The 20,965-nt window shown below is 62.8% G+C and carries 18 protein-coding genes; 4 read left to right on the plus strand and 14 right to left on the minus strand.

Going from position 1 to position 20,965, the window contains the following annotated elements; genetic code table 11:
• Positions 1-42: 42 nt before the first annotated feature.
• From gshA to BLW71_RS14190, 3 genes are all read right to left on the minus strand, one after another.
• Positions 43-1,332, minus strand: a complete 1,290-nt coding sequence (gene gshA / locus BLW71_RS14180; protein WP_091796873.1) for a glutamate--cysteine ligase — start codon at positions 1,330-1,332, stop codon at positions 43-45.
• A 236-nt stretch (positions 1,333-1,568) separates the two neighbouring features.
• Positions 1,569-3,029, minus strand: a complete 1,461-nt coding sequence (locus tag BLW71_RS14185; RefSeq protein WP_091796874.1) for an ammonium transporter — start codon at positions 3,027-3,029, stop codon at positions 1,569-1,571.
• 44 nt (positions 3,030-3,073) lie between these two features.
• Positions 3,074-3,412, minus strand: a complete 339-nt coding sequence (locus BLW71_RS14190; RefSeq protein WP_006048089.1) for a P-II family nitrogen regulator — start codon at positions 3,410-3,412, stop codon at positions 3,074-3,076.
• 385 nt (positions 3,413-3,797) lie between these two features.
• Between BLW71_RS14190 and BLW71_RS14195 the strand changes: the two genes are divergently transcribed.
• Together BLW71_RS14195 and BLW71_RS14200 are read left to right on the plus strand one after the other, a co-directional pair.
• Positions 3,798-4,052, plus strand: a complete 255-nt coding sequence (locus tag BLW71_RS14195) for an accessory factor UbiK family protein (RefSeq protein WP_012431591.1) — start codon at positions 3,798-3,800, stop codon at positions 4,050-4,052.
• 123 nt (positions 4,053-4,175) lie between these two features.
• Entirely contained in the window at positions 4,176-5,768 is a 1,593-nt protein-coding gene (locus tag BLW71_RS14200; protein WP_091800836.1) for a YifB family Mg chelatase-like AAA ATPase, read from the plus strand.
• Between the two features lie 343 nt (positions 5,769-6,111).
• Here BLW71_RS14200 and BLW71_RS14205 read toward each other — a convergent pair whose 3' ends face one another.
• Complete coding sequence (locus BLW71_RS14205; protein WP_091796875.1) at positions 6,112-6,789, minus strand: hypothetical protein; 678 nt, start codon at positions 6,787-6,789, stop codon at positions 6,112-6,114.
• A 182-nt stretch (positions 6,790-6,971) separates the two neighbouring features.
• Here BLW71_RS14205 and BLW71_RS14210 point away from each other — a divergent pair, with 182 nt between their 5' ends.
• On the plus strand, positions 6,972-7,502 hold the full coding sequence (locus BLW71_RS14210) for a TlpA disulfide reductase family protein (RefSeq protein WP_091796876.1): 531 nt from the start codon (positions 6,972-6,974) through the stop codon (positions 7,500-7,502).
• Positions 7,503-7,581: 79 nt separating this feature from the next.
• On the opposite strand, the gene BLW71_RS14215 is transcribed toward BLW71_RS14210, so the two are convergent.
• The 9 genes from BLW71_RS14215 to BLW71_RS40905 form a co-directional block, all read right to left on the minus strand.
• Complete coding sequence (locus BLW71_RS14215; protein WP_177205036.1) at positions 7,582-8,934, minus strand: sigma-54-dependent transcriptional regulator; 1,353 nt, start codon at positions 8,932-8,934, stop codon at positions 7,582-7,584.
• 17 nt (positions 8,935-8,951) lie between these two features.
• Positions 8,952-10,952: a sensor histidine kinase gene (locus BLW71_RS14220; RefSeq protein ID WP_091796877.1), complete on the minus strand. Its 2,001-nt coding sequence runs from the start codon at positions 10,950-10,952 to the stop codon at positions 8,952-8,954.
• 55 nt (positions 10,953-11,007) lie between these two features.
• Positions 11,008-12,288, minus strand: a complete 1,281-nt coding sequence (locus tag BLW71_RS14225; protein WP_091796878.1) for a dicarboxylate/amino acid:cation symporter — start codon at positions 12,286-12,288, stop codon at positions 11,008-11,010.
• A 406-nt stretch (positions 12,289-12,694) separates the two neighbouring features.
• Positions 12,695-13,765 (minus strand): ABC transporter ATP-binding protein, encoded by a 1,071-nt coding sequence (locus tag BLW71_RS14230; protein ID WP_091796879.1) that lies wholly within the window; start codon positions 13,763-13,765, stop codon positions 12,695-12,697.
• Between the two features lie 59 nt (positions 13,766-13,824).
• Positions 13,825-14,616, minus strand: coding sequence for an ABC transporter permease (locus BLW71_RS14235; protein ID WP_091796880.1), 792 nt, complete (start codon positions 14,614-14,616; stop codon positions 13,825-13,827).
• Positions 14,613-15,551: an ABC transporter permease gene (locus BLW71_RS14240; RefSeq protein WP_091796881.1), complete on the minus strand. Its 939-nt coding sequence runs from the start codon at positions 15,549-15,551 to the stop codon at positions 14,613-14,615. Before BLW71_RS14240 ends, BLW71_RS14235 begins: the two co-directional genes overlap by 4 nt.
• A 146-nt stretch (positions 15,552-15,697) precedes the next feature.
• A complete protein-coding gene (locus tag BLW71_RS14245; RefSeq protein WP_091796882.1) occupies positions 15,698-16,813 on the minus strand; it encodes an ABC transporter substrate-binding protein in 1,116 nt (371 codons plus the stop codon).
• A gap of 102 nt (positions 16,814-16,915) precedes the next feature.
• The gene (gene ugpQ, locus BLW71_RS14250) at positions 16,916-17,701 is read right to left on the minus strand and encodes a glycerophosphodiester phosphodiesterase (protein WP_091796883.1); all 786 of its coding nucleotides are present in this window, start codon (positions 17,699-17,701) and stop codon (positions 16,916-16,918) included.
• Between the two features lie 13 nt (positions 17,702-17,714).
• Entirely contained in the window at positions 17,715-18,050 is a 336-nt protein-coding gene (locus BLW71_RS40905; RefSeq protein ID WP_143048337.1) for a hypothetical protein, read from the minus strand.
• A gap of 217 nt (positions 18,051-18,267) precedes the next feature.
• Here BLW71_RS40905 and BLW71_RS14255 point away from each other — a divergent pair, with 217 nt between their 5' ends.
• Positions 18,268-19,038 (plus strand): DeoR/GlpR family DNA-binding transcription regulator, encoded by a 771-nt coding sequence (locus BLW71_RS14255; protein WP_091796884.1) that lies wholly within the window; start codon positions 18,268-18,270, stop codon positions 19,036-19,038.
• 52 nt (positions 19,039-19,090) lie between these two features.
• Here the strand turns inward: BLW71_RS14255 and BLW71_RS14260 are convergent, their stop codons facing one another.
• A complete protein-coding gene (locus tag BLW71_RS14260; RefSeq protein ID WP_091796885.1) occupies positions 19,091-20,758 on the minus strand; it encodes a Na/Pi cotransporter family protein in 1,668 nt (555 codons plus the stop codon).
• Positions 20,759-20,965 lie beyond the last annotated feature (207 nt).

The raw sequence follows: 20,965 nt of genomic DNA on the forward strand, positions 1-20,965 counted from the left end.
GCGATGGCGGCACGCATGCCGCCATCGACCACCCAAGGTTGCTTAGACCTGAATCGCTTCCGGATCGGTCTTTTCCAGTTCGACCGAGGCGGCCAGCAGCCCCAGCCGCGCCACCACACCGTACATATAGAAGCGGTTCGGCGGCGCCGCGCCGGGTTTGGCGTGCGCGTCGGGCAGCGCCGTGTGCTCGAAGCCGAGCGGCACGAAGTGCATGCCGGGTGCGTTCAGATTCTGATCGCGATCGCGGCTGCCGTGCACGCGGTAGAAGCCGCCCACGACATATCGGTCGATCATGTACACGACCGGCTCGGCCACTTCCTCGCCAATGCGCTCGAAGGTGTACACGCCTTCCTGCACGATCACGTCGTGCACTTCCAGGCCGTCTTTGGTCGCCGCCATCTTGGCGCGTTCGCGCTTGGTAAGCGCGGCAACTTCCGACGCGTCGTGCACGGTCATCACACCCATGCCATAAGTGCCCGCATCCGACTTGATGACGACGTACGGTTTCTCGGAGATGCCGTACTCGCGATACTTCTTGGCAATCTTCTTCAGCACGCCGTCGATCGCATCCGCTAGCGCTTCCTCACCGGTGCGTTCCTGGAAATCGACGCCTTCCACATGCGCGAAATACGGATTGATCATCCACGGATCGATCTCGACCATCTTCGCAAACTTCTTCGCGACGTCGTCATAACAGGAAAAATGCGTCGATTTGCGGCGAACGGCCCAGCCGGCATGCAGCGGCGGCAGCAAATATTGTTCGTGCAGATTTTCGAGCACAGGCGGAATGCCGCCCGACAGATCGTTATTCAGCAGAATCGAGCACGGGTCGAAATTCTTCAGACCAAGACGACGCTGCGAGCGCTCGAGCGGTTCGAGCACGAGCTTCTGCCCGTCGGAAAGCGCGATCGTGACCGGCCCGTTGATGGTTTCGTCGAGCGTGCCGAAACGCACGTTCAAGCCGGCCTGGCGCATGATCGCAGCCAGCCGGGCGACATTCTCGAGATAAAACGCGTTGCGCGTGTGGCGCTCGGGAATCACCAGCAAATTCTTGGCGTCCGGGCAGATCTTCTCGATCGAGGCCATGGCGGCCTGCACGGCGAGCGGCAGCACTTCCTGCGGCAGATTGTTGAATGCGCCAGGAAACAGATTGGTGTCGACCGGCGCGAGCTTGAAGCCCGCGTTGCGCAGGTCGACGGAACAGTAGAACGGCGGCGTGTGCTCCTGCCATTCGAGCCGGAACCAGCGTTCGATGGCGGGTGTGGCGTCGAGGATCTTCCGCTCAAGATCGAGCAGCGGGCCGTTTAACGCCGTAACTAGGTGCGGAACCATTGATCACTCGCAGACTGGAGAAAAAAGATTGTAGAGCAAATGCTTTGTCCATTTGGGGACGGTTTCTCCATTCGCAAGCGGACGCGAATGCATTCTCGCTATCGCCATGATAGGCAGGGAAAACTACCGTTTACAAGATAGCGCGCAAGAAAAAAGCCCGCCATGAAGGCGGGCCAAAGTCGCTGTGCTTATTTCTGAACCGGCGAGCCCGGGAGCGCGGGCTCGCGGTACGTTGCTTACTCGACGTGTTCGCCGTGCAGGCTCACGTCCAGACCTTCGCGTTCCTGTTCTTCCGTCACGCGGATGCCCATCACCATGTCGATGATCTTCAGCAGGATGAAGCTCACCACGCCGCTGTAGATCAGCGTCGTCAGCACGCCCTTGGCCTGCAGGATCACGCTGCCGTCCGCGCCGCCGATGTCCTTGACCGCGAACACGCCGGTCAGGATCGCACCCACGATACCGCCGATGCAGTGCACGCCGAACGCGTCGAGCGAGTCGTCGTAACCGAGCTTGTGCTTGAGCCACGTTGCCGACCAGAAGCAGATCACGCCTGCCGCGATACCGATCACCAGCGAACCCGCCGTACCGACGAAGCCCGAAGCCGGCGTAATCGCCACCAGACCTGCCACGGCGCCCGACACGATACCGAGTACCGACGGCTTACCCTTGGTTGCCCATTCGGCGAACATCCATGCGAGTGCTGCTGCTGCGGTTGCCACTTGCGTTGCGAACATCGCGAAACCGGCACGGCCGTCTGCCGCCACTGCCGAACCCGCGTTGAAGCCGAACCAGCCCACCCACAGCATGGCGCCACCGATCAGCGTGAGCGTCAAGTTGTGCGGCGCCATGGCTTCCTTGCCGTAGCCGACGCGCTTGCCGAGCACCAGCGCGCAGACCAGCGCCGCGATACCGGCGTTGATGTGCACCACCGTGCCGCCCGCGAAGTCGAGGACGCCCGCGCTAGCCAGCCAGCCGGTCGGTTCCCAGACCATGTGCGCGATCGGCGAGTAGACGATGATCGACCACAGCGTCATGAAAACGAGCATCGCCGAGAACTTCATACGGTCGGCAAACGCGCCCGTGATCAGTGCCGGGGTGATGATCGCGAACGTCATCTGATAGACGACATAGACCGTTTCCGGGATCGTCGGCGCGAGGTGGCTGACGGTCAGCGTCGTGGCCTTGTCGCCCTTGATGTAGTTCATGCCCGCCATGAAGAAGCGCGAGAAACCGCCAATGAACGAATTGCCCGGCGTGAAGGCGAGCGTGTAGCCCACCACGACCCAGATGATCGACACGAGGCAGGTGATCGCGAAGCTTTGCATCAGGATCGCGAGCACGCTCTTCTTGCGGACCATGCCGCCGTAGAACAGTGCCAGACCCGGGATCGTCATGAATAGCACGAGCGCGGTGGAGGTCAGCATCCAGGCGGTATCGCCGGAGTTGATCTTCGACGAATCGACCGAGAACGGCGCGGTCGGGGCAGCCGGCGCAGCGTCCGATGCTGCGGGTGCGGCGGCGGCCGCGCTGGCAGCCGGTGCGGCGGACGCGTCCGCGGCCGGTGCCGAAGCCGCGGCGGCAGCAGGCGCTGCCGAAGCGGCTGCGGGGGCGGAAGCGTCGTCCGCGAGGGCGGCGCCGATACCGCCCGCGAGCAGCGAACCGGCCATCAGCAAGGACATCATTAATTTGCGCATCTTTCGTTTCCTCTTGTCGCTATCTGTGTCGCTATCTTTTGGTATTACAGAGCGTCCGCGCCGGTCTCCCCGGTGCGAATCCGAATCACTTGCTCGATCGGCGTGACGAAGATCTTGCCGTCGCCGATCTTGCCGGTGCGTGCCGCGCGCTCGAGCGCCTCGATCGCCTGGTCGACGATGTCGTCCGAGACCGCAGCCTCGATCTTCACCTTCGGCAGGAAATCGACGACGTATTCAGCGCCGCGATACAGCTCCGTGTGGCCTTTCTGGCGACCAAAACCTTTGACTTCAGTCACCGTGATGCCCGAGACGCCGATGGCCGACAAGGCTTCGCGCGCCTCATCGAGCTTGAACGGCTTGATGATTGCGGTAATGAGTTTCATGAAATCCCTCGCTAGTTGCGTAACCCGTTTTGCGTACCCGTAACCCGTTCGCGTGGTCTCGTTTCGCTGCCGGCAAACAGGTGCCGGCAGAGCGCGCGGGGCAGTAACAGCAACTCGCATGCCATGTTGTGTCAGACTCCGCACCGCAGGCCTCGCAAAAGGGGCGCAAAGGGCCCTGGCCGGAAGGCCAGCGCTGGCGGGGCAAGCTGGCGCGGCTTATGGATCGTTGCTAGAGTGTTCGAAGGTTCTGAACGCACGGGCGCGCACCAAAGGGGCCCATACGGCCGCGGCGCGCAACGGGTCATGCACCAACAGCGCCCATTTAACGCGACAAAGCACAGACGCAACGAAACATGCACACTTTTTGTGCAACAAAGGGAACACCATGAAACAACCGAATGATGTTTTTAACGACTTTCAGGCCCGCATGAGCGAGCTGTTCAAGAACTCGCCGGCCAAAGATGTCGAACGCAACGTGAAGGCCATGCTGTCGCAGGGCTTTTCGAAGCTCGACCTGGTCACCCGCGAAGAATTCGATACGCAGACCCAGGTGCTGGTGCGCACCCGCGCGCGCCTCGAAGAACTGGAGCGCCGTGTCGCCGAACTCGAACAGAAGCTGCCGGTCACGCAAACACCCTAAATAGGTCTGCTCGCGGCTCATCCGCCGCGCAGTGCTGCACATCACAGGCAAGCGAGCCGTGACGTCATCAGCGTTTTAGGGGACTTGCGCGCGCCGCTGGCGCGCCGTCCGACGGGAGAAAACATGTCGCTTGCCGTGGTGCGCAGTCGCGCGCCGGCCGCTGGCCGCGCGCCCGAAGTAACCGTCGAGGTCCACCTCGCGAACGGATTACCCTCTTTTTCGATTGTCGGCCTGCCTGATCTGGAAGTGCGCGAAAGCCGCGAGCGCGTGCGCGCGGCGCTGCAGAACTGCAACTTCGACTTTCCTGTGCGGCGCATTACCGTCAATCTCGCGCCGGCCGATTTACCAAAGGAATCCGGCCGCTTCGATCTGCCGATCGCTTTGGGCATTCTCGCGGCGAGCGGCCAGATTCCCGCGGAGTCCTTGCTGCATCGCGAATTCGCGGGCGAACTCTCGTTGACGGGCGCGCTCCGGCCAATGCGCGGCGCCTTCGCCATGGCCTGCGGAACCGCGCGCAGCGGCGTGGCTCACGCCGGAGCAACTTCGTCTGGTATGTCTGGCGAGCTTGCTGCATCCGGGCCGCCTGCTCATTCCACTCCACAGCTCTATCTGCCCGCCGCGAGCGCGGCGGAAGCGGCGCTCGTGCCCGGCGTCGACGTCTACGGCGCCGCCGATCTGCCTTCGCTGTGCGCTCACCTGGCCGGTGCGCCCGACGCGCGGCTTTATCCGCTCGCCGCGCCGGATCTCGCCGAGTGCGCCACCGCCGTCGTTCCGGATATGGGCGACGTGATCGGTCAGCGCGGCGCGCGCCGGGCTCTCGAAGTCGCTGCGGCCGGCGGGCATCACGTGCTGCTGGTCGGGCCGCCCGGTGCGGGCAAATCGATGCTCGCCGCCCGCCTGCCGAGCCTGTTGCCACCCATGACCGACGACGAAGCGCTCAGCTCCGCCGCTTTGCTGTCCGCCAGCCGGGCCGGTTTTACGCCGTCGCAATGGCGTCGACGGCCGTTTCGCGCTCCGCATCACTCGTCTAGCGCCGCAGCGCTGGTGGGCGGGCGCAATCCGCCGCAGCCCGGTGAAATCACGCTGGCGCACCTTGGCGTGCTGTTTCTGGACGAGCTACCCGAGTTCCACCGCGACGTGCTCGAAACGCTGCGTGAGCCGCTCGAAGCGGGCCGCATCACGATTTCACGCGCTGCCTTGCAGGTGGACTTTCCGGCTGCCTGCCAGTTGATCGCCGCCATGAATCCGTGTCCGTGCGGCTGGCGCGGCGATCCCCAAGGCCGCTGCCGGTGCACACCCGAGATCGCCGCGCGTTACTTGCGCAAGCTCTCCGGGCCCCTGCTCGACCGGATCGACATCCAACTCGAAATTCCGGCGCTCACACCGTCGGAACTGTCCGCCCGTTCGACAGCCGCCGGGGAGACAAGCGCGGCCATTGCCGTGCGCGTGAACCGCGCACGCGAGCGCCAGTTGAGCCGCCAGGGCAAAACCAATCGGGAATTGGGAGGACGGGAAGTAGACGAGGTCTGCCGCCCCGACGCAGCGGGCGAAGGTTTGCTACGCGAAGCCGGAGAGCGCTTCGGATGGTCCGCGCGTGCGTACTACCGGGTTCTGAAGGTGGCGCGCACCATTGCCGACCTTGCCGGCACAGCCATGCCGAACGCCGCGCAGATCGGCGAAGCGATCCAATATCGGCGGGCTTTTGGCTCTCTATGAGGCGAAAAACTTGCTGTCAAGACTTGACTTATGCACATGCTCACGTTCCAGACAGATTTTGATACATCTGAAAGGTCCACCGCGAGCAGCATCCAAAAGGCATTGATTTGACTGGCTTTTTTCAGCGGCGTCGAACCGGGCGAATCTGACAGAGTGCCCATAGAATGGGCATCTCCGAGCGATTCGGGCGAGTTCTCAACAGAGTTATCCACAGGCTCTGTGAGTAATAGAAAAACTTCAACGTAAACCGTGAATTAGCGTGCAATTCTGCGAAGGAACTTTCACTGTGCGGCGCGCATGCACCGCGATCCATCAGGCGTCGCATCGGCCAAAAATACGGCTCTCAATACAGTTGGAACGACGAAAAAAACTGGTCGACCTGTTCCTGCTGCATCGGCTTGGGTGAAATGATGGCCGCCTGGTAGACATGCCGCCCGCGCGCCACCAGCCGGGCGTAGACAGTGCGGGCTTCGTGCTGCGAGCCCGCCTCACCGCTCAGCTTCATTTCCAGACCGAGCACCTGGCCGCCGGCCGCCAGTGGGATCTGCACCGCGCGAGCTTCCGGCGCGGCGCCCACGTTGCGGGCAAGACCGTTGCGCAGGAACTCGAGTGCGGCGCGCTGCGTGGCTTCCCTGTCGTTGGGCAACATCACCGTGCCGACCGCGAAGACAGCGTCGCCGGCTTCGGCCGTCTGCATCGCCATCTGCATAGGCGTGCCGTCGATCTGGACGGCACGCTGATCGTTGCCCGGTTTCGCCGGCAGGTCGACGGTGTAGCCGTTGTCGTTGTTCGTGATGGTGCGCCAGTCGAAGGTCGGCGAGCATGCGCTCAACGCGCAGCCCAACGCGATACTGCAAGCCAGCGTGCTCAACACTGCCCGCGCGCTTTGCGTCCGGGAAGCGTCAACGGCCGCAGCTTGGCTCGAAAGCCGGCTCAGCGAGCGGCCCGCCCGGGGACTGCGAGACAGAATTCGTGCAAGGAAGGGACGGATTTGATCAAGGCAAAAAACGGTTTGGAGCATGGGGACAGAAGATCGGACGGACGGGGACGTAAAACCCTATTATCCGCTCCCGGCGCGGCTCCTGCCGTGCCGCCGGAATGGGGCTACAATAGCGACGCTGTCGCGCCGCCTCCAGCACAGGGCCGTAAGCCCGAAGCGACGCACTGTTCCGCGCGTTCCGCGCGACTCTCGAGGTTCCGTTCATGAGTTCCACTCCGACCACCGCATCGCGGCGCGCGAATCCGCTTCGCTACCTCATCATTGCCGCCGTGGCCCTTGCGATCGCCGTCGCCGGTTATTTCGCCTTTGCCGGCCAGCAGCGTGTGCCCGATGCGACCTTCACGTTGCTGTCCGGCCAGAAAGTCTCGACTGCCGACCTGAAAGGCAAGGTCTACCTCGTCAACTTCTGGGCGACGAGCTGCGATACCTGCATGAAGGAAATGCCGCAGATGGTCCAGACGTATAACCGCTTCAAGGACCAGGGCCTCGAATTCGTCGCCGTGGCGATGAACTACGACGCGCCCATGTACGTGGCCAACTACACGCAAACCCGCCAGTTGCCGTTCAAGGTTGCCATGGACGACGGCTCGGCCGCCAAGCAGTTCGGCAACGTCCAGCTCACGCCGACCACTTTCCTGATCGACAAGGACGGCCGGATTCTCAAGCGCTATGTCGGCGAGCCGCAATTCGCGGAACTCGACCAGCTGCTGGAAAAGGCGCTGAAACCGGCCTGAACGCGCGGCGTCGCCCGACCGGATTCATACTGATTCAAACACGCCGGCGTCGCACTTCGACGCCGGCGTTTTCATATCCTCACCGCTCCGCTTCCCCTTTGGCCGCGAGGCCATATCGCTTGATTTTCTCGTAGAGCGTGGCTTTGCCGAGCTGCAGCTTGTCTGCCGCGACCGCGACCGCGCCGCCGGCCTGCTCCAGCGCCTCCGCGATCACCGCCCGCTCGAATTGTTCGACGCGCTCTTTCAAAGGCTGCGTGGCCGCGCCGTCGTCGCCGAAAGACATGACGGGATCGTCGGCGACGCCGAGCACGAAGCGGTCGGCGGCATTGCGCAGCTCCCGCACGTTGCCCGGCCAGTCACGCTGCATCAGGCCGGCGCGTTGACGATCGGTGAGGATCGGCGCGGGACGCTGATAACGCACCGCCGCGTCCAGCAGGAAGTGTTCGAAGAGCGGCACGATGTCCTCGCGCCGCTCGCCGAGCGGCGGCAGTGCGATCGTCACCACATTCAGCCGGTACAGCAGATCGCGCCGGAACGAGCCGTCCGCGACGTGCTCGGCCATGTCGCCCTTGGCGGCGGCGACCACGCGGCAATTCACGCGGATCGGCTGATTCGAGCCGAGCCGTTCCAGCACGCCGTCCTGTAGCACGCGCAGCAGCTTGACCTGCAACGCGAGCGGCATGCTTTCGATTTCATCCAGAAACAGCGTGCCGCCCGACGCATGCTCGAGCTTGCCGATGCGCCGTTTCGCAGCGCCCGTGAAAGCGCCCGGCTCGTAGCCGAACATTTCCGACTCAAACATTGGCTCCGGCAGTGCGCCACAATTCACCGCGATAAACGGCTTGTCACGCCGCGGCGACAGTTCATGCAGGCTGCGCGCGATCAGCTCCTTGCCCGCGCCGGTGTCGCCGTTGATCAGCACGGAGGCATCCGTCGGCGCGATATTGGCGATTAGCCGCCGCACCTGTTCGATAGCCGGACTTCTGCCGATAATCCGCGGCGCCACCGAGTTCTGCTCCGCCAGTTCGCGGCGCAACGCGAGATTCTCCAGCACCAGCTTGCGGCGCTCCAACGCGCGCCGCACGGTTTCGATCAGACGTTCGGACGCGAACGGCTTTTCGATGAAGTCATACGCGCCGTCGCGCATGGCCTGAACGGCCATTGAAATGTCGCCGTGACCCGTCACCAGAATCACCGGCACATCGGGCGCGCGCTCGTGGCATTGCGCAAGCAGTTCGAGGCCGCTTGCGCCCGGCAAGCGAATATCGCTGACGATCACGCCGGAGAAGTCCGCGCCGATCATCTTCGCCGCGGACTCCGCCGACGCATGGCCGATCACGTCGAAGCCCGCCAGTTGCAGACTCTGCACGCTGGCGCGCCGCACCAGTTCGTCATCTTCGATATACAGCACTTGCAGGCCGTGGTTCAGCATGGCGTTTTCCGTGTGATTCAGGAGCCCGTTGTCAGCGGGTCCGGTGTGTGGCTCGTCTGCACGCGCGCGCGGCGCAGCGTCAACACGAATAATGCACCGCCGTGCGGCGCGTTGCGCGCCACCAGCGAGCCACCGCAGTCGCGCGCGATAGACGACGATATCGCGAGGCCAAGCCCCAAACCCTGGCCCATTTCTTTGGTGGTGAAGAACGGCTCGAACAGCCGCGGCAGAACATCCTCGGCAATGCCGGGGCCGTTGTCGCTCACGGCGAACGACAGATTCGCATCGGCGACTTCGATCTCGATCGAAATGCGCGGCGCGCTGATGTCGGCCGTCGCATCGAGGGCGTTGCCGAGCAGGTTGATCAGCACCTGTTCGAGCCGCAAATCGTCGCAATGCGCAATCAGTTCCGGATGGTCGTCGGCGAGACTCAGCGGCGTGCGCGTGCCGCTTTGCGCGTCGAGCAGAGCGAACTCCACCTCGACGCCTGCCAGGCGCTTCTGCAACAGCGCGACCACGTTGCGCAACGCCCGCATGATCGGCGCTCGCGCACTGCGCGGCCGCGCGCGTCCGACGAACAGCTTCAATTGGTTGGTGATCTTGCCCATGCGCTCCGTGAGCGCCGCGATCGCTTCGAGATTTTCGCGCGCCGACGCCTGGTCGCCGCGTTCGAGCAGCACTCGCGTGTTGTCCGAGAAACCGCGCAACGCGGCGAGCGGCTGGTTCAGCTCATGCGTGATGCCGGCGGCCATCTGACCGAGCGCGGCAAGCTTGCTCGCCTGAATCAGTTCGTCGTGCGCCGCGCGCAATTCCTGTTCGGCGCGGGTTCGTTCGGCCACTTCCTTTTGCAACTGTTCGTTCGCCTCTGAGAGATCCGCCGTGCGCTCGGCGACCCGCCGGTTCAATTCCGCGTAGGCTTTTTGCAGCAGCGCCCGGCTGCGCATCACTTCGCGCACGCGAGCCCGGCGCATTCTCCAGTAGAACGCCAGCAACACGAGCGACACGTAGCCGAAGCCGGTGACGATGGTCGCCTTGCGCGCGTCGGCGTCGACCGGATCGACGGGCGACATGGTGATCAGATGCCAGTCCGGCTCGCCCATGCCGCGGCGCGACGCGAGATAGCGCGGTGCATAGCGGCCGCCGCCGATGCGCACGATCTGCGCGTTGCCTTCGAGCGTGCGTTCGATCGTCACCGGCAGCGGCGCGATCGGCTGCTGCGCGTATTGACGCGCCTGGTAGATCGAATCCGCGACCGGCCCCGACAGCGGCCGGATCGTGTGGTATTTCCACGCCGGCATCGACGACAGGAAAATCACGCCGTGGTCGTCGGTCACGACAAGCGGCTCGGACGCATCCGCGCCCTGAAACCATTCGAGATCGAGTTTGACGACCGCCGCGCCGACGATCTTGCCGTCGCGCCGCACCGGCTGAGAGATGTAATAACCCGGCGCTTGCGAGATCGTGCCGATGCCGAAGAAGCGGCCCACGCCGCCTTTCACCGCGTCGAGAAAATACGGCCGGAACTGATAGCCGGCGCCAATGAAACTGCCCGGCCCGCGCCAGTTGCTCGCCGCGACGCAAAAGCCGTCGAGTGGAATGATGTAGGTGACCGTGGCGCGCGCGTGGCGGTTCAGGTCTTCGAGATAAAGATTGGCGCGCGCAACATTGGCCGCACTGGGATTGACCAGCACGTCCTGCACGATCGGATGTTCCGCGAGCAGATAAGGTAGCGATTCGTAGCGTTCGAGCGTGCTCTTCAGCGCGCTGGTCGTACGGTCGACCCGCACTGAGGCGTTGCGCCGCAAATGGTCGATGCCGCTTTGCCAAGCGATGCTGTACGTGAGCCCGCATGCTGCGACGAGCCCGGCGACGAGCGCGAAGAGGATCAGCAGGCGTCGCGTCACGTTGGCAATATCCGATCGGTAAGGATCGTTTATTGTGGCATAAGGCGACGCGTCGCCGGCGTCAGCCTCGTCGGCCGACGAGGCGGGGGTTTGGCGCGCGGACACCGGTTTCATACGCTGGTGTCCGCGGCTGTGAGGATGACGTTAAAAGGCGTTGCCGATGCGCGGCTCAGACGCCGGCCGGCTCTTTGATCGCCACGTCGCCACGCAAGGCGGCGTTCAGCTTGTTGCGATCCAGTTCCTTTTCCCATGCCGACACGACCACCGTCGCCACGCCGTTGCCGACAATGTTCGTCAGCGCGCGGCATTCGCTCATGAAGCGGTCGATACCGAGAATCAGCACCATGCCCGACAGCGGAATGGTCGGCACCACCGCAAGCGTCGCGGCCAGCGTGATGAAGCCCGCGCCCGTCACGCCGCTCGCGCCCTTCGAGGTGAGCATGGTCACCGCCAGCAGCGTGAGCTGCTGCGTCCAGGTGAGGTCGGTGTTAGTGGCTTGCGCGATGAACAGCACGGCCATCGTCATGTAGATGTTGGTGCCGTCGAGGTTGAACGAATAACCGGTCGGCACCACGAGGCCCACCACCGAGCGCGAGCAGCCGAGCTTTTCGAGCTTCAGCATGAGTTGCGGCAGCGCGGCTTCGGACGAGCTCGTGCCGAGCACGATCAGCATCTCTTCCTTGATGTACGCAACGAAGCGCAGGATGTTGAAACCCACCGCACGCGCAATGATGCCGAGCACGACCACCACGAACACGATCGAGGTCAGATAGAACGTGCCGATCAGCTTGAGCATCGGCAGCAACGAGCCGATACCGTACTTGCCGATCGTGAACGCCATTGCGCCGAACGCGCCGATCGGCGCCAGCTTCGTGATGATGCGCACAATGCCGAACAGCACATGCGAGAGCCCGTCGATGAAGCTCGTTACGACCTTGCCTTTCTCACCGGCGGTCGCGAGCACCGCGCCGAACAGCAGCGCGATCAGCAGGATCTGCAGGATTTCACCCTGCGCGAACGCTGACACGAGCGTGTCCGGAATGAGGTGCATCAGGAAGTCGACCGTGGTCTGCCCGTGCGCTTTCGCGGCATACGAGGCGACCGCCTTGCCGTCGAGCGTGGCCGGGTCGATGTTGAAGCCGACGCCCGGTTTGAGCACGTGCGTGGCAATCAGGCCGAGCACCAGTGCGAAGGTCGAGACGATTTCGAAGTACAGCAACGCCTTGCCGCCGACGCGCCCAACCTTCTTCATGTCCTCCATGCCGGCGATACCCGTCACCACCGTACAGAAGATGATCGGTCCGATCACCATCTTGATCAGCTTGATGAAGCCGTCGCCGAGCGGCTTCATGTCGACGGCGAGATTCGGATAGAAATGTCCGAGCGCGATACCTATAAGGATCGCCACGATCACCTGGACGTACAGTACTTTGTGGATAGGTTTCTTCACGATGGTTCCTGCGATGTGGATGAGCTCAATGGCCTGCCACGCTGCGCATCATGCGAACGAATAGTCGTCACGCCTGTGCACGGCATTAGGCCGCGACAAGGGACGAATTCAGAAATACCGGGAAGGGAAATCGGACATCGTTGTCTCCTTGCTTTAGTTGTCGGACCGTTGCGGCCGCGATATCTATTTCGCAAGGTCGATGCCAGCTCGAAGCCGGGCTCGGCGCGTTGATTTCTATGGGTTTTTTGGCGCCACACAGGATGCGCCGTCCGGGATTCCGGAAATCCGGACGAGGGGTGTCGGGGAATCCGGAATCGAACGCGGCGGCGGCTACGGGATAACCCGTAAGGCTTTCTACGACGACGCGCGCTGGCCAGAAGCCTGCGCGCCGTCCAACGTGCGGCCTCTAAACCGCGCCCTCTTCCAACACCAGCAGATTCTCGTGCGAGAACCCCAGCGACACGGGCTGCCCGCGTTCAGGCAAACCGCGATTCGGGTCGTTGAACACGTCGAGAGAAATCACGGCGTCTTTCACGCGCGTTCTGATGCGCACCACCGCGCCGAGGAAATTGACTTCTTCGACGGTCGCGTTCAACGTGTTGCGTCCAGGCGCGGCCGGCTCCAGCACGATGGCCTCGGGACGCAGCGCGAGCAAACGCTTCTTGCCCGCATCGGCCGACGGCAACTCCTGCGTGGTGATCAACTCCTGACCGTCCACCACCATCTTGCCGGTCGCCGGATCGACCACATGTCCGGCCAGAATGTTCAGCGTGCCGACGAACGACGCGACAAAGCGGGTGCGCGGATAGTTATAGATTTCGGACGGCGTACCGATCTGCTCGACGCGGCCTTCGTTCATCACGACGATACGATCGGAAATGGACAGCGCTTCTTCCTGATCGTGGGTGACGAAAATCGACGTGATACCCAACTCGCGCTGCAACGCGCGAATATCCTGGCGCAACGAAATGCGGATCTTGGCATCCAGCGCGGAAAGCGGTTCGTCGAGCAGCAACACTTGCGGCTTGCCGGCAAGCGCCCGCGCGAGCGCCACGCGTTGCTGCTGGCCACCCGACAATTGCCACGGATAACGGCCGCCCAGGTGCGGCAGCTTGATCAGTTGCAGCATCTCGTCGACGCGCTGATTGATCTCCGCCTGCGGCCGATGCGTAATCTTCAGCCCAAAGCCGATGTTCTCGGCCACCGTCATGTTCGGAAACAGCGCATACGACTGGAACACCATGCCGACCTTGCGTTGCCGCGTGCGAAGGTGCGTGACGTCCTTGTTGTCCAGCCGGATGATGCCGCGCGTGGGCGTTTCGAAGCCGGCGATCATGCGCAGCACCGTCGTCTTGCCGCAGCCGGACGGCCCGAGGAAAGTGATGAACTCGCCCCGTTCGATCTTCATATCGAAGTGATGCAGCGCCGTGTTCGCCCCGAAGGACTTATGCAGATTTTCGATTTCCAGGAATGCCATGATTCGCTGCCCCAGTCCGTCAAACTCATTGGATCAAACTTATCGGCCAAACTCGTTGGTCACACTTTCTGGCCGCTCATGGCGCGGGCCGAGCCGAACACCTGTATCAAACCCATCGACGCCCACGTGATCACGAACGCGATGATCGCGAGCGCCGAGGGTTCATACGCGCGGTTCGCGCCGATCAATTGCAGATACGGGCCGAACGCGGGACGGTCCAGCAGACTCGCCAGTGTGAACTCGCCGATCACCACCGCAAAGGTGAGAAACGCGCCGGACAGAATGCCCGAGCGGATATTCGGGAAGATCACTTTGAAGAGAATGGTCGGCCAGTTCGCGCCGAGACACTCGGCCGCCTCGGTGAGCGAGCGCACGTCGACCGCGCGCAGGCCGGCGTCGACGGCGCGGTACATGTACGGCAGCGAGAGCGTGACGTAGCCAAACACCAGCAATAGATCCGTGGCGCGCTCATTGCCGGTGAGCGGCAGAATCGAACTGCTGTTATAGATGCGCAGATAACCGAATACGATCACGATGGCCGGCACGACCAACGGCAACAGCGTGATGAATTCGACGACCGGCCGCAGCTTCGGCAAGCGCAACTGCACCCAGTAAGCCGTCGGCACCACCAGCAGCACGCCGACCACGATCGTCAGCAGCGCCATCAGAATCGAGTAGCCGAACGAGGCCTGAAAGCGCGGATCGCCGAGTACGACGCTATACGCTTCGAAACTGTAGGTGCCGCGCTTCATGCGCAGGCTGAATTCGAACGTCGCGATCAAGGGAATGAGAAAGTACAGCGAACCGACGATCATCGCGGTCCACGCACCCACGCGCGATTGGCTTTTCATCGACGCCCCCTTTCAGCGCGCGAGCGCAGCCAGATGTAGCCGCCATTCGACAGACCGGTGACGAGCACCATGCCGAGCGCGAGTGCATAACCGAGATTCTGGTTATGCATGACGTCGCCGCGAATCTGCGCATACAGCAGGATCGTGACGATGTTCAGCGAACTGCCGGTCAGCGCATAAGCCGTGGCGACCGCACCGAACGAATTGGCGAACAGCAGCAGCGCGGCGCCGAGCACGCTCGGCCACAGCACCGGCAGCGCGACGTAGCGCCAGTATTGATACGAGGTCCCGCCGAGGCAGTCGCAGGCCTCGCGCCACTCGCGCTTCAGACCGTCGAGCGCGGGCGTGACGATCAGCACCATCAAGGGAATCTGGAAATACAGATAGGTCAGCGTCAGCCCGGAAAAGCTCAGGATGCTGAAACCCGTCGAGTACAGATTGAAGCCGAGGTATTTCTTCAGCAATACGGTGACGAGCCCGACGCGTCCCAACGTGCAGATGAAAGCGAATGCGAGCGGCACGCCGGCAAAGTTCGACGCGACGCCGGAAAACGTCATCAGGGTCGGGCGAATCCAGCCGGGCAGCTTGCCCTGCACCGCCGCCCATGCGAGCAGCGAGCCGATCACCGCGCCGCCGAGCGACGAGGCCGCGCTCACCTTGAAGCTGATCCAGTACGCGTCCAGCACGGTCGGCTGGAGCAGGTCGCGAAAGTTGGCGAGCGTGAAGTGGCCTTGCGAATCCTGAAACGCGCCGACCATCAGGAAGCCGGTCGGCAGAATCAGGAACAGCAGCGCAAAAGTAAAAAACGGCACCACGCCGATCCAGGCGAGGAACTGCGACGCGCGGCCCGGACCGTCGACGCGAGGCGTTGGGGTGGGTACAGGCGGAACCAGCAATTCCGGCTGCACCGATCCAGCATCCGATGAAGCGCTCATAGCTCACCCTTGGGGCAATCTGGCAAACGCACCAGGCACGCCGCGCTCATGACGAAGAGCGGCGCGCCGGAGCGGCAAAACTTCACGCTACTGTTCGGCGTCGCGGCGCGCGTGTTCCCCTGCGGCCGCGACATCCACTACGCCGCTTACTTGACGTTCGCGCCGACCGTTTCGTCCCAGTGCTTCGTAATGGTTTCCTTGTACGCGTCCTGTTGCGAGAGCGTCGGGAACACGACGTTCTTGTACGACGAAGGCGGCGGCAGCTTGTCCAGCAATGCCTGCGGCACTTTCTTGCCGGTCACCAGTTCGTTGTAGCGCATCGGATGGCAGTAGCCCTTCAGCCAGCCAATCTGACCTTCGTCCGAGTACAGATATTCCATCCACAACTTGGCTGCGTTCGGATGCGGCGCATACGCGCTGATCGCCTGAACGTACACACCCGCGACCACGCCCGTTTTCGGAATCACCACCTGCACCTTCGGGTTGCCCTTCAGCGTGTCGCGATCGGCCAGCGCGTTGTAATCCCAACGCACGACGATCGGCGTGGTGCCTTGCGCGAGCGATGCGGCCTTGCCGATCACCGGCACGAAGTTGCCGTTCTTGTTCAGGTTGGCGAAATAAGTGAGGCCAGCCTGTCCGGCTTTGCTCGCATCGCCCTTGCTTTGCGAGAGGCCCGCGGCATAGACGGCCTGGATTGCCTGATTGGCCGAGCGCGGATCGCCCGCCAGCGAGACGGCGTTCTTGTACTCCGGCTTGAGCAGATCGCTCCAGTCGGACGGCGCCTTGTCGATCATGTCGGCGTTCACTTCAAACGACAGCACGCCGTAGTAATCGCCATACCAATAGCCGTCGGCGTCTTTCGACTCTTTCGGGATCGAGTTCCACGAGGCGACCTTGTACGGCTGCAGCAACCCTTCGGCCTTCGCGGACGGACCGAACGAGAGGCCCACGTCGATCACGTCGGGCGCTTGCGGGCCCTTGTTGCCCTTGTTCGCCTTGATGGCTTCGACTTCGTCGCCCGAACCCGCATCCGGATTCAGTTCGTTGATCTTAATGCCGTACTTCTTCTGAAAGCCGGCGACCAGTTCACCGTAGTTGCACCAATCGTGGGGCAACGCGATCACGGTGAGTTGGCCTTCCTGCTTGGCGGCGGCGATCAGTGCATCGAGCGGCGCGGCCGAAGCGCTGCTGCTGACGCCGGCGGCGGTGACACCCGCAACGGCCGACATCGAGAGTATGCGAGCTAACGCGGTGCGGTTCATAGTCTTCCCCATCCTCTGCCGAAATTGCTACGTTTGGAAAATTTCTATTTCGAGCCTCAGGACGCGCCCGTGCACCCTTGCACTTGCGCGGCCTCGCCATGTTCAGGCCGGGTTGGCCGGCATGGAGAACATGTCGTGTCGCAGTGTATCGATGCGATCTGTACAAATCATGTCGACGCCCCATTGCGCGAGCAGTTGCGCGCGCGCCGGATCGTTGACGGTGTAGGCGAGCACGCGCAGGCCGGCGGCATGAATCTCCTCGATCAGCGGCTCGGTCAGGTACCGGTGGTTCGCGTGAAAGGACACGCAGTCGAGTTCGCGCACCACGCGCAGCCAGTCCGCCGGCACCTCGTCGAACAGCATGCCGCGTTGCAATGACGGCGCCGCGTCACGCGCGGCGGCGAGCGCCTCGAATGAAAACGACGAGAGCAACGGCGGCGTCTGGCCTTGCCATAGTGTCAGCGCGCCGCTTGCGACCAGAGTCCCGGTGATCTCGTCACGGCCGGGGCACGGTTTGATTTCGATGTTGGCGGCAATGCCGTCGCGCGCACAGCGCCCCGCCGCCTCGGCGAGCGTCGGCAAACGCGTGCCGGCGAATTGCGGCCCGTACCATGCACCGGCGTCGAGCGCGGCCAGTTGCTGCCACGTGTGTTCCGCAGCGGCGCCATGGCCGTTGGTGGTGCGCTCGAGGGTGTCGTCGTGCAGCAGAAAGAGTTGGTTGTCGGCGGAAAGCTTGGCGTCGAACTCGACCATGCGGTAGCCATAGCGCACGCAGGCGTCGAAACCGGCGAGCGTGTTCTCCGGCGCCAGCGTGCCGCCGCAGCGATGCGCGGCGAGTCGCGGATAAGGCCAGTCTGCGGATAAAGCGCGATTAATCCCGTTTCCCACGTCTCGCTACCTTTCAGATAGAGCGGTTGACCATGCTCTCGACACGTTCCCAGCCGTCACTGCCGCCTTGACCTTCATGATCCACGCAGTTCTCTAGTTGTCCGTTCACGCGCGAGCCTGGCGCGTAGTATCGCGCTAAGGCAGGCGCTGCGATAGTCGGACGTACGCTCCAGGCATTCACCGCGCCGGACCCCGCTGCGTCTTTGTCAGGATGACGAAGCGTGCCGCCACCGTGTAACTCGACACCGGGCGTGCTTCGTTCAGGCGGCCAATCCCAAGATCCATTATGGCGGCGACACTTGCCAATCAGATTGCCAAAAAACGCCGCAAAATGCTCGAAATCGGACATTTCAATTCCTTTTCGAACATTTGATGTTCGAAACGGGCTTGGCGCTTCGATCTGCGAAGGCTAAAGTTAAATACACAAACTTGCAAGCTGCCAAAAAAATACAACACAATTCGACTAAAGTAGTACGCTTGACATCGTCCGGACACACATTCGTGAGCACGATGTCGCAGTTAACAACAAGCTAAATAAACGCGCGTACGCAGCCAAGGAAACATGCATGTGGCAGGAAGACCGTCATCAGAGAATTCGCGCGTTGCTGTCCACGCTTCAACGTGTGTCCACGGAACGGATCATGGCGGACCTCGGGGTGTCGCGCGAAACAGTACGGCGCGATCTGCTCGACCTCGAAGCGCTAGGTGAATTACGGCGCGTGCACGGCGGCGCGATCAAACCAGCCGACGAAGCGCCGATCGCCGAGCGCGCGCACATGCGCGTCAAGTCTAAAACCGCGATCGCAAAGGCGGCCACAGGCTTGATCGCGAGCGGCCAGACACTGTTCATCGACGCGGGCACCACCACCGCCGCGCTGGCCGAAGAACTGGCGAAACTCGCGAACCTCACCATCGTCACCAACTCGATCGATGTCGCGCTGAAGATGCGCGGCGGGGTCGATCAAACCGAAGCCGCCAACGAGGTCATCCTGCTCGGCGGCTCGATCAGCGACCGCGCCATGGCGACCACCGGCGCCACCACCGTGCTCGATATCCAGCGCTATCGCGCGGACCTCGCGCTGCTATCGCCCGTCGGCATCGATCACCGGCACGGTGCGACCAATTACGACCACGCTGAAACCGAAGTGGCGCGCGCCATGGTCGCCAATGCGGACCGCGTGGCGATCCTCGCCGATTACAGCAAGATCGGCCAACGCAGCCGCATCTCCTACTGCCCGGTCGATCGGATCGACGTGCTCGTCACCAACAAAAAGGCGGCCGAAGCCGCCGATTTTGCATCGCTGAAAAAGAAGCTCGAAGAGATCGTTCTTGCCTGACGCACCAGACACAAGGCCCGAGGCTCCATGCCGGAGCCTTGAGGTCTGATGTCTATTCCTTCACATGCATCGTATCGAGCGAGCGCTTGCGCAAGCGAGTGTCGTGCAACGCGCCGGCTGCATCGAGCACCGGATAGGCGGTCGAACAGAACAGCGAATTGAGGCGCTTCATGTCGCTGATCAGATCGAGATGCAGTGCGCTGGTCTCGATGCTTCGCAAGGTCTGACCGGTAAGCCGGTCCAGATGCCGGTATGAATAGGCCCGCTCCAGATCGCGAAAGCGTTCCTTCTCCGCAAGCAGGCGCTCTGCGCATCGCAGATCGTTGTTCAGAAACACCGACAGCCCAAGCTGCAGATTGCTGACGAGGCGTGCCTGCAAGTCGTCCAGCTCACCCAGCCCCTCTTCCGAAAACGACAGCCGGTGGGCGATCTTCTTTTCCTCGATGTCGCCCACGATCCGCTCGATGATGTCGCCCGCGTGTTCGAGATTGATCGTCAGTGAAATGATGTCGGTCCAGCGGCGGCTATCCGCTTCGTCGAGCTGTTCGCGCGAGATCAGCGTCAGATAGGTTTTGACCGCGGCGTAAAGTTCGTCGACATCGTCATCCATGCGGACGGTTTCCCGCGCCTTGTCCAGATTGTTGTGATGAATCAGGTCTGAAACATTGTCGAGCATGGTGCGCACAATGTCGCCGATGCGCAGCACCTCGCGTGCGGCATGCGCAAGCGCGAGCGTAGGCGTGGACAGCGCGGCGGCATCCAGGTGAAGCGGCCGAAGCTCACCATTCGGCAGCGGCCGGTTCGGCAGAAGGCGCACACAGATGCGCGACACCGGATCGATCAGCGACAGGCACGCGCAGCAGCGCAGCGTGTTGTAGATCAGGTGAAATCCGACTGTCGCTTCACGCGGATTCGCGATCAACACCGGCAGCCCGCGCGCGAGCAGCGAAGTGAACGGCAAAATCAGCAACGCGCCGGCCAGCTTGAACGCAAAGCTGCCCAACGCGAGACGCCGCGCGGCCGCGTTCTGCGCGACGGTGCCGAGAAGCGCGAGCAAGCCGCTGCCAAGATTCGCGCCGATCACGAGGCACAGCGCGACCTTCAGCGAAATCACACCGGATGAGGCGAGCGTCGCGGTCAGCAGCACGGCGGCAAGGCTCGAATAGGACAGCATGGCGAACGCGGCGCCGACCAGTGCGTCGAGCATCGTATCGCCGGTCAGCGCACCGAACATTACGCGCACGCCGGCGCCTTGCATCATGGGTTGGGCGGCTTCGACGATCAAACGCAGCGCCAGCAGGATCAAGCCGAGACCGATCAACGTGCGCCCGGCCTGGCCGAGACGGGTTTGCTTGCGCGACAGGAAGAGCGGCACGCCGAGCAGAATCAGGATCGGCGACAACCAGGATAGATCGAGAGTGAGAACCCGCGCCATCAATGCGGTGCCGACGTCGGCGCCGAGCATGATCGCGAGGCCGCTGGTGATTGGCAAGAGGCCCTGCGCCGCGAACGACGTGACGATCACCGCGGTGGCGTTGCTGCTCTGCACGAGGCTCGTAACGCCGACACCCGAGAGAAAGGCCCGCCAGCGGCTACTGGTGCTGCGCCCCAGCACGCTGCGCAGATCGGCGCCGAGAACCCGCAGGATGCCGGTGCGCACAATGTGCGAGCCCCACACGAGGAGCGCTACACCGGCCAGAAGGTTTAGGAGAATCAACATAAGGCACTGCGCATCCGTTCCTGCTGCCATGACCCGAACCGCATGCCGCGTGAACCGGCACCGGGGCGTATATGACAGTAGTGTTGCACATTTTTGCCTTATTGTAATTTTGTGCGTTTAAATATACGCTCGTGTCAAGCTGTGGATGACTGTGTGCCGGCTCGTGGTCAGTCATGCATCGGGTTCGACGGCTTGACCACTTAATCA

It is taken from the genome of Burkholderia sp. WP9, from assembly GCF_900104795.1.
Taxonomy (GTDB): domain Bacteria; phylum Pseudomonadota; class Gammaproteobacteria; order Burkholderiales; family Burkholderiaceae; genus Paraburkholderia.

Coding starts and splice junctions, on each gene's coding strand:
- BLW71_RS14235 (WP_091796880.1), bottom strand. CDS start 14,616: ATGAAAAGCCAATCGCGCGTGGGTGCGTGGACCGCGATGATCGTCGGT.
- BLW71_RS14260 (WP_091796885.1), bottom strand. CDS start 20,758: ATGTTGATTCTCCTAAACCTTCTGGCCGGTGTAGCGCTCCTCGTGTGG.
- gshA (WP_091796873.1), bottom strand. CDS start 1,332: ATGGTTCCGCACCTAGTTACGGCGTTAAACGGCCCGCTGCTCGATCTT.
- BLW71_RS14240 (WP_091796881.1), bottom strand. CDS start 15,551: ATGAGCGCTTCATCGGATGCTGGATCGGTGCAGCCGGAATTGCTGGTT.
- BLW71_RS14255 (WP_091796884.1), top strand. CDS start 18,268: ATGTGGCAGGAAGACCGTCATCAGAGAATTCGCGCGTTGCTGTCCACG.
- BLW71_RS14190 (WP_006048089.1), bottom strand. CDS start 3,412: ATGAAACTCATTACCGCAATCATCAAGCCGTTCAAGCTCGATGAGGCG.
- BLW71_RS14220 (WP_091796877.1), bottom strand. CDS start 10,952: ATGAAACCGGTGTCCGCGCGCCAAACCCCCGCCTCGTCGGCCGACGAG.
- BLW71_RS14210 (WP_091796876.1), top strand. CDS start 6,972: ATGAGTTCCACTCCGACCACCGCATCGCGGCGCGCGAATCCGCTTCGC.
- BLW71_RS14230 (WP_091796879.1), bottom strand. CDS start 13,765: ATGGCATTCCTGGAAATCGAAAATCTGCATAAGTCCTTCGGGGCGAAC.
- BLW71_RS14200 (WP_091800836.1), top strand. CDS start 4,176: ATGTCGCTTGCCGTGGTGCGCAGTCGCGCGCCGGCCGCTGGCCGCGCG.
- BLW71_RS40905 (WP_143048337.1), bottom strand. CDS start 18,050: ATGTCCGATTTCGAGCATTTTGCGGCGTTTTTTGGCAATCTGATTGGC.
- BLW71_RS14215 (WP_177205036.1), bottom strand. CDS start 8,934: ATGCTGAACCACGGCCTGCAAGTGCTGTATATCGAAGATGACGAACTG.
- BLW71_RS14205 (WP_091796875.1), bottom strand. CDS start 6,789: ATGCTCCAAACCGTTTTTTGCCTTGATCAAATCCGTCCCTTCCTTGCA.
- BLW71_RS14195 (WP_012431591.1), top strand. CDS start 3,798: ATGAAACAACCGAATGATGTTTTTAACGACTTTCAGGCCCGCATGAGC.
- BLW71_RS14245 (WP_091796882.1), bottom strand. CDS start 16,813: ATGAACCGCACCGCGTTAGCTCGCATACTCTCGATGTCGGCCGTTGCG.
- BLW71_RS14185 (WP_091796874.1), bottom strand. CDS start 3,029: ATGCGCAAATTAATGATGTCCTTGCTGATGGCCGGTTCGCTGCTCGCG.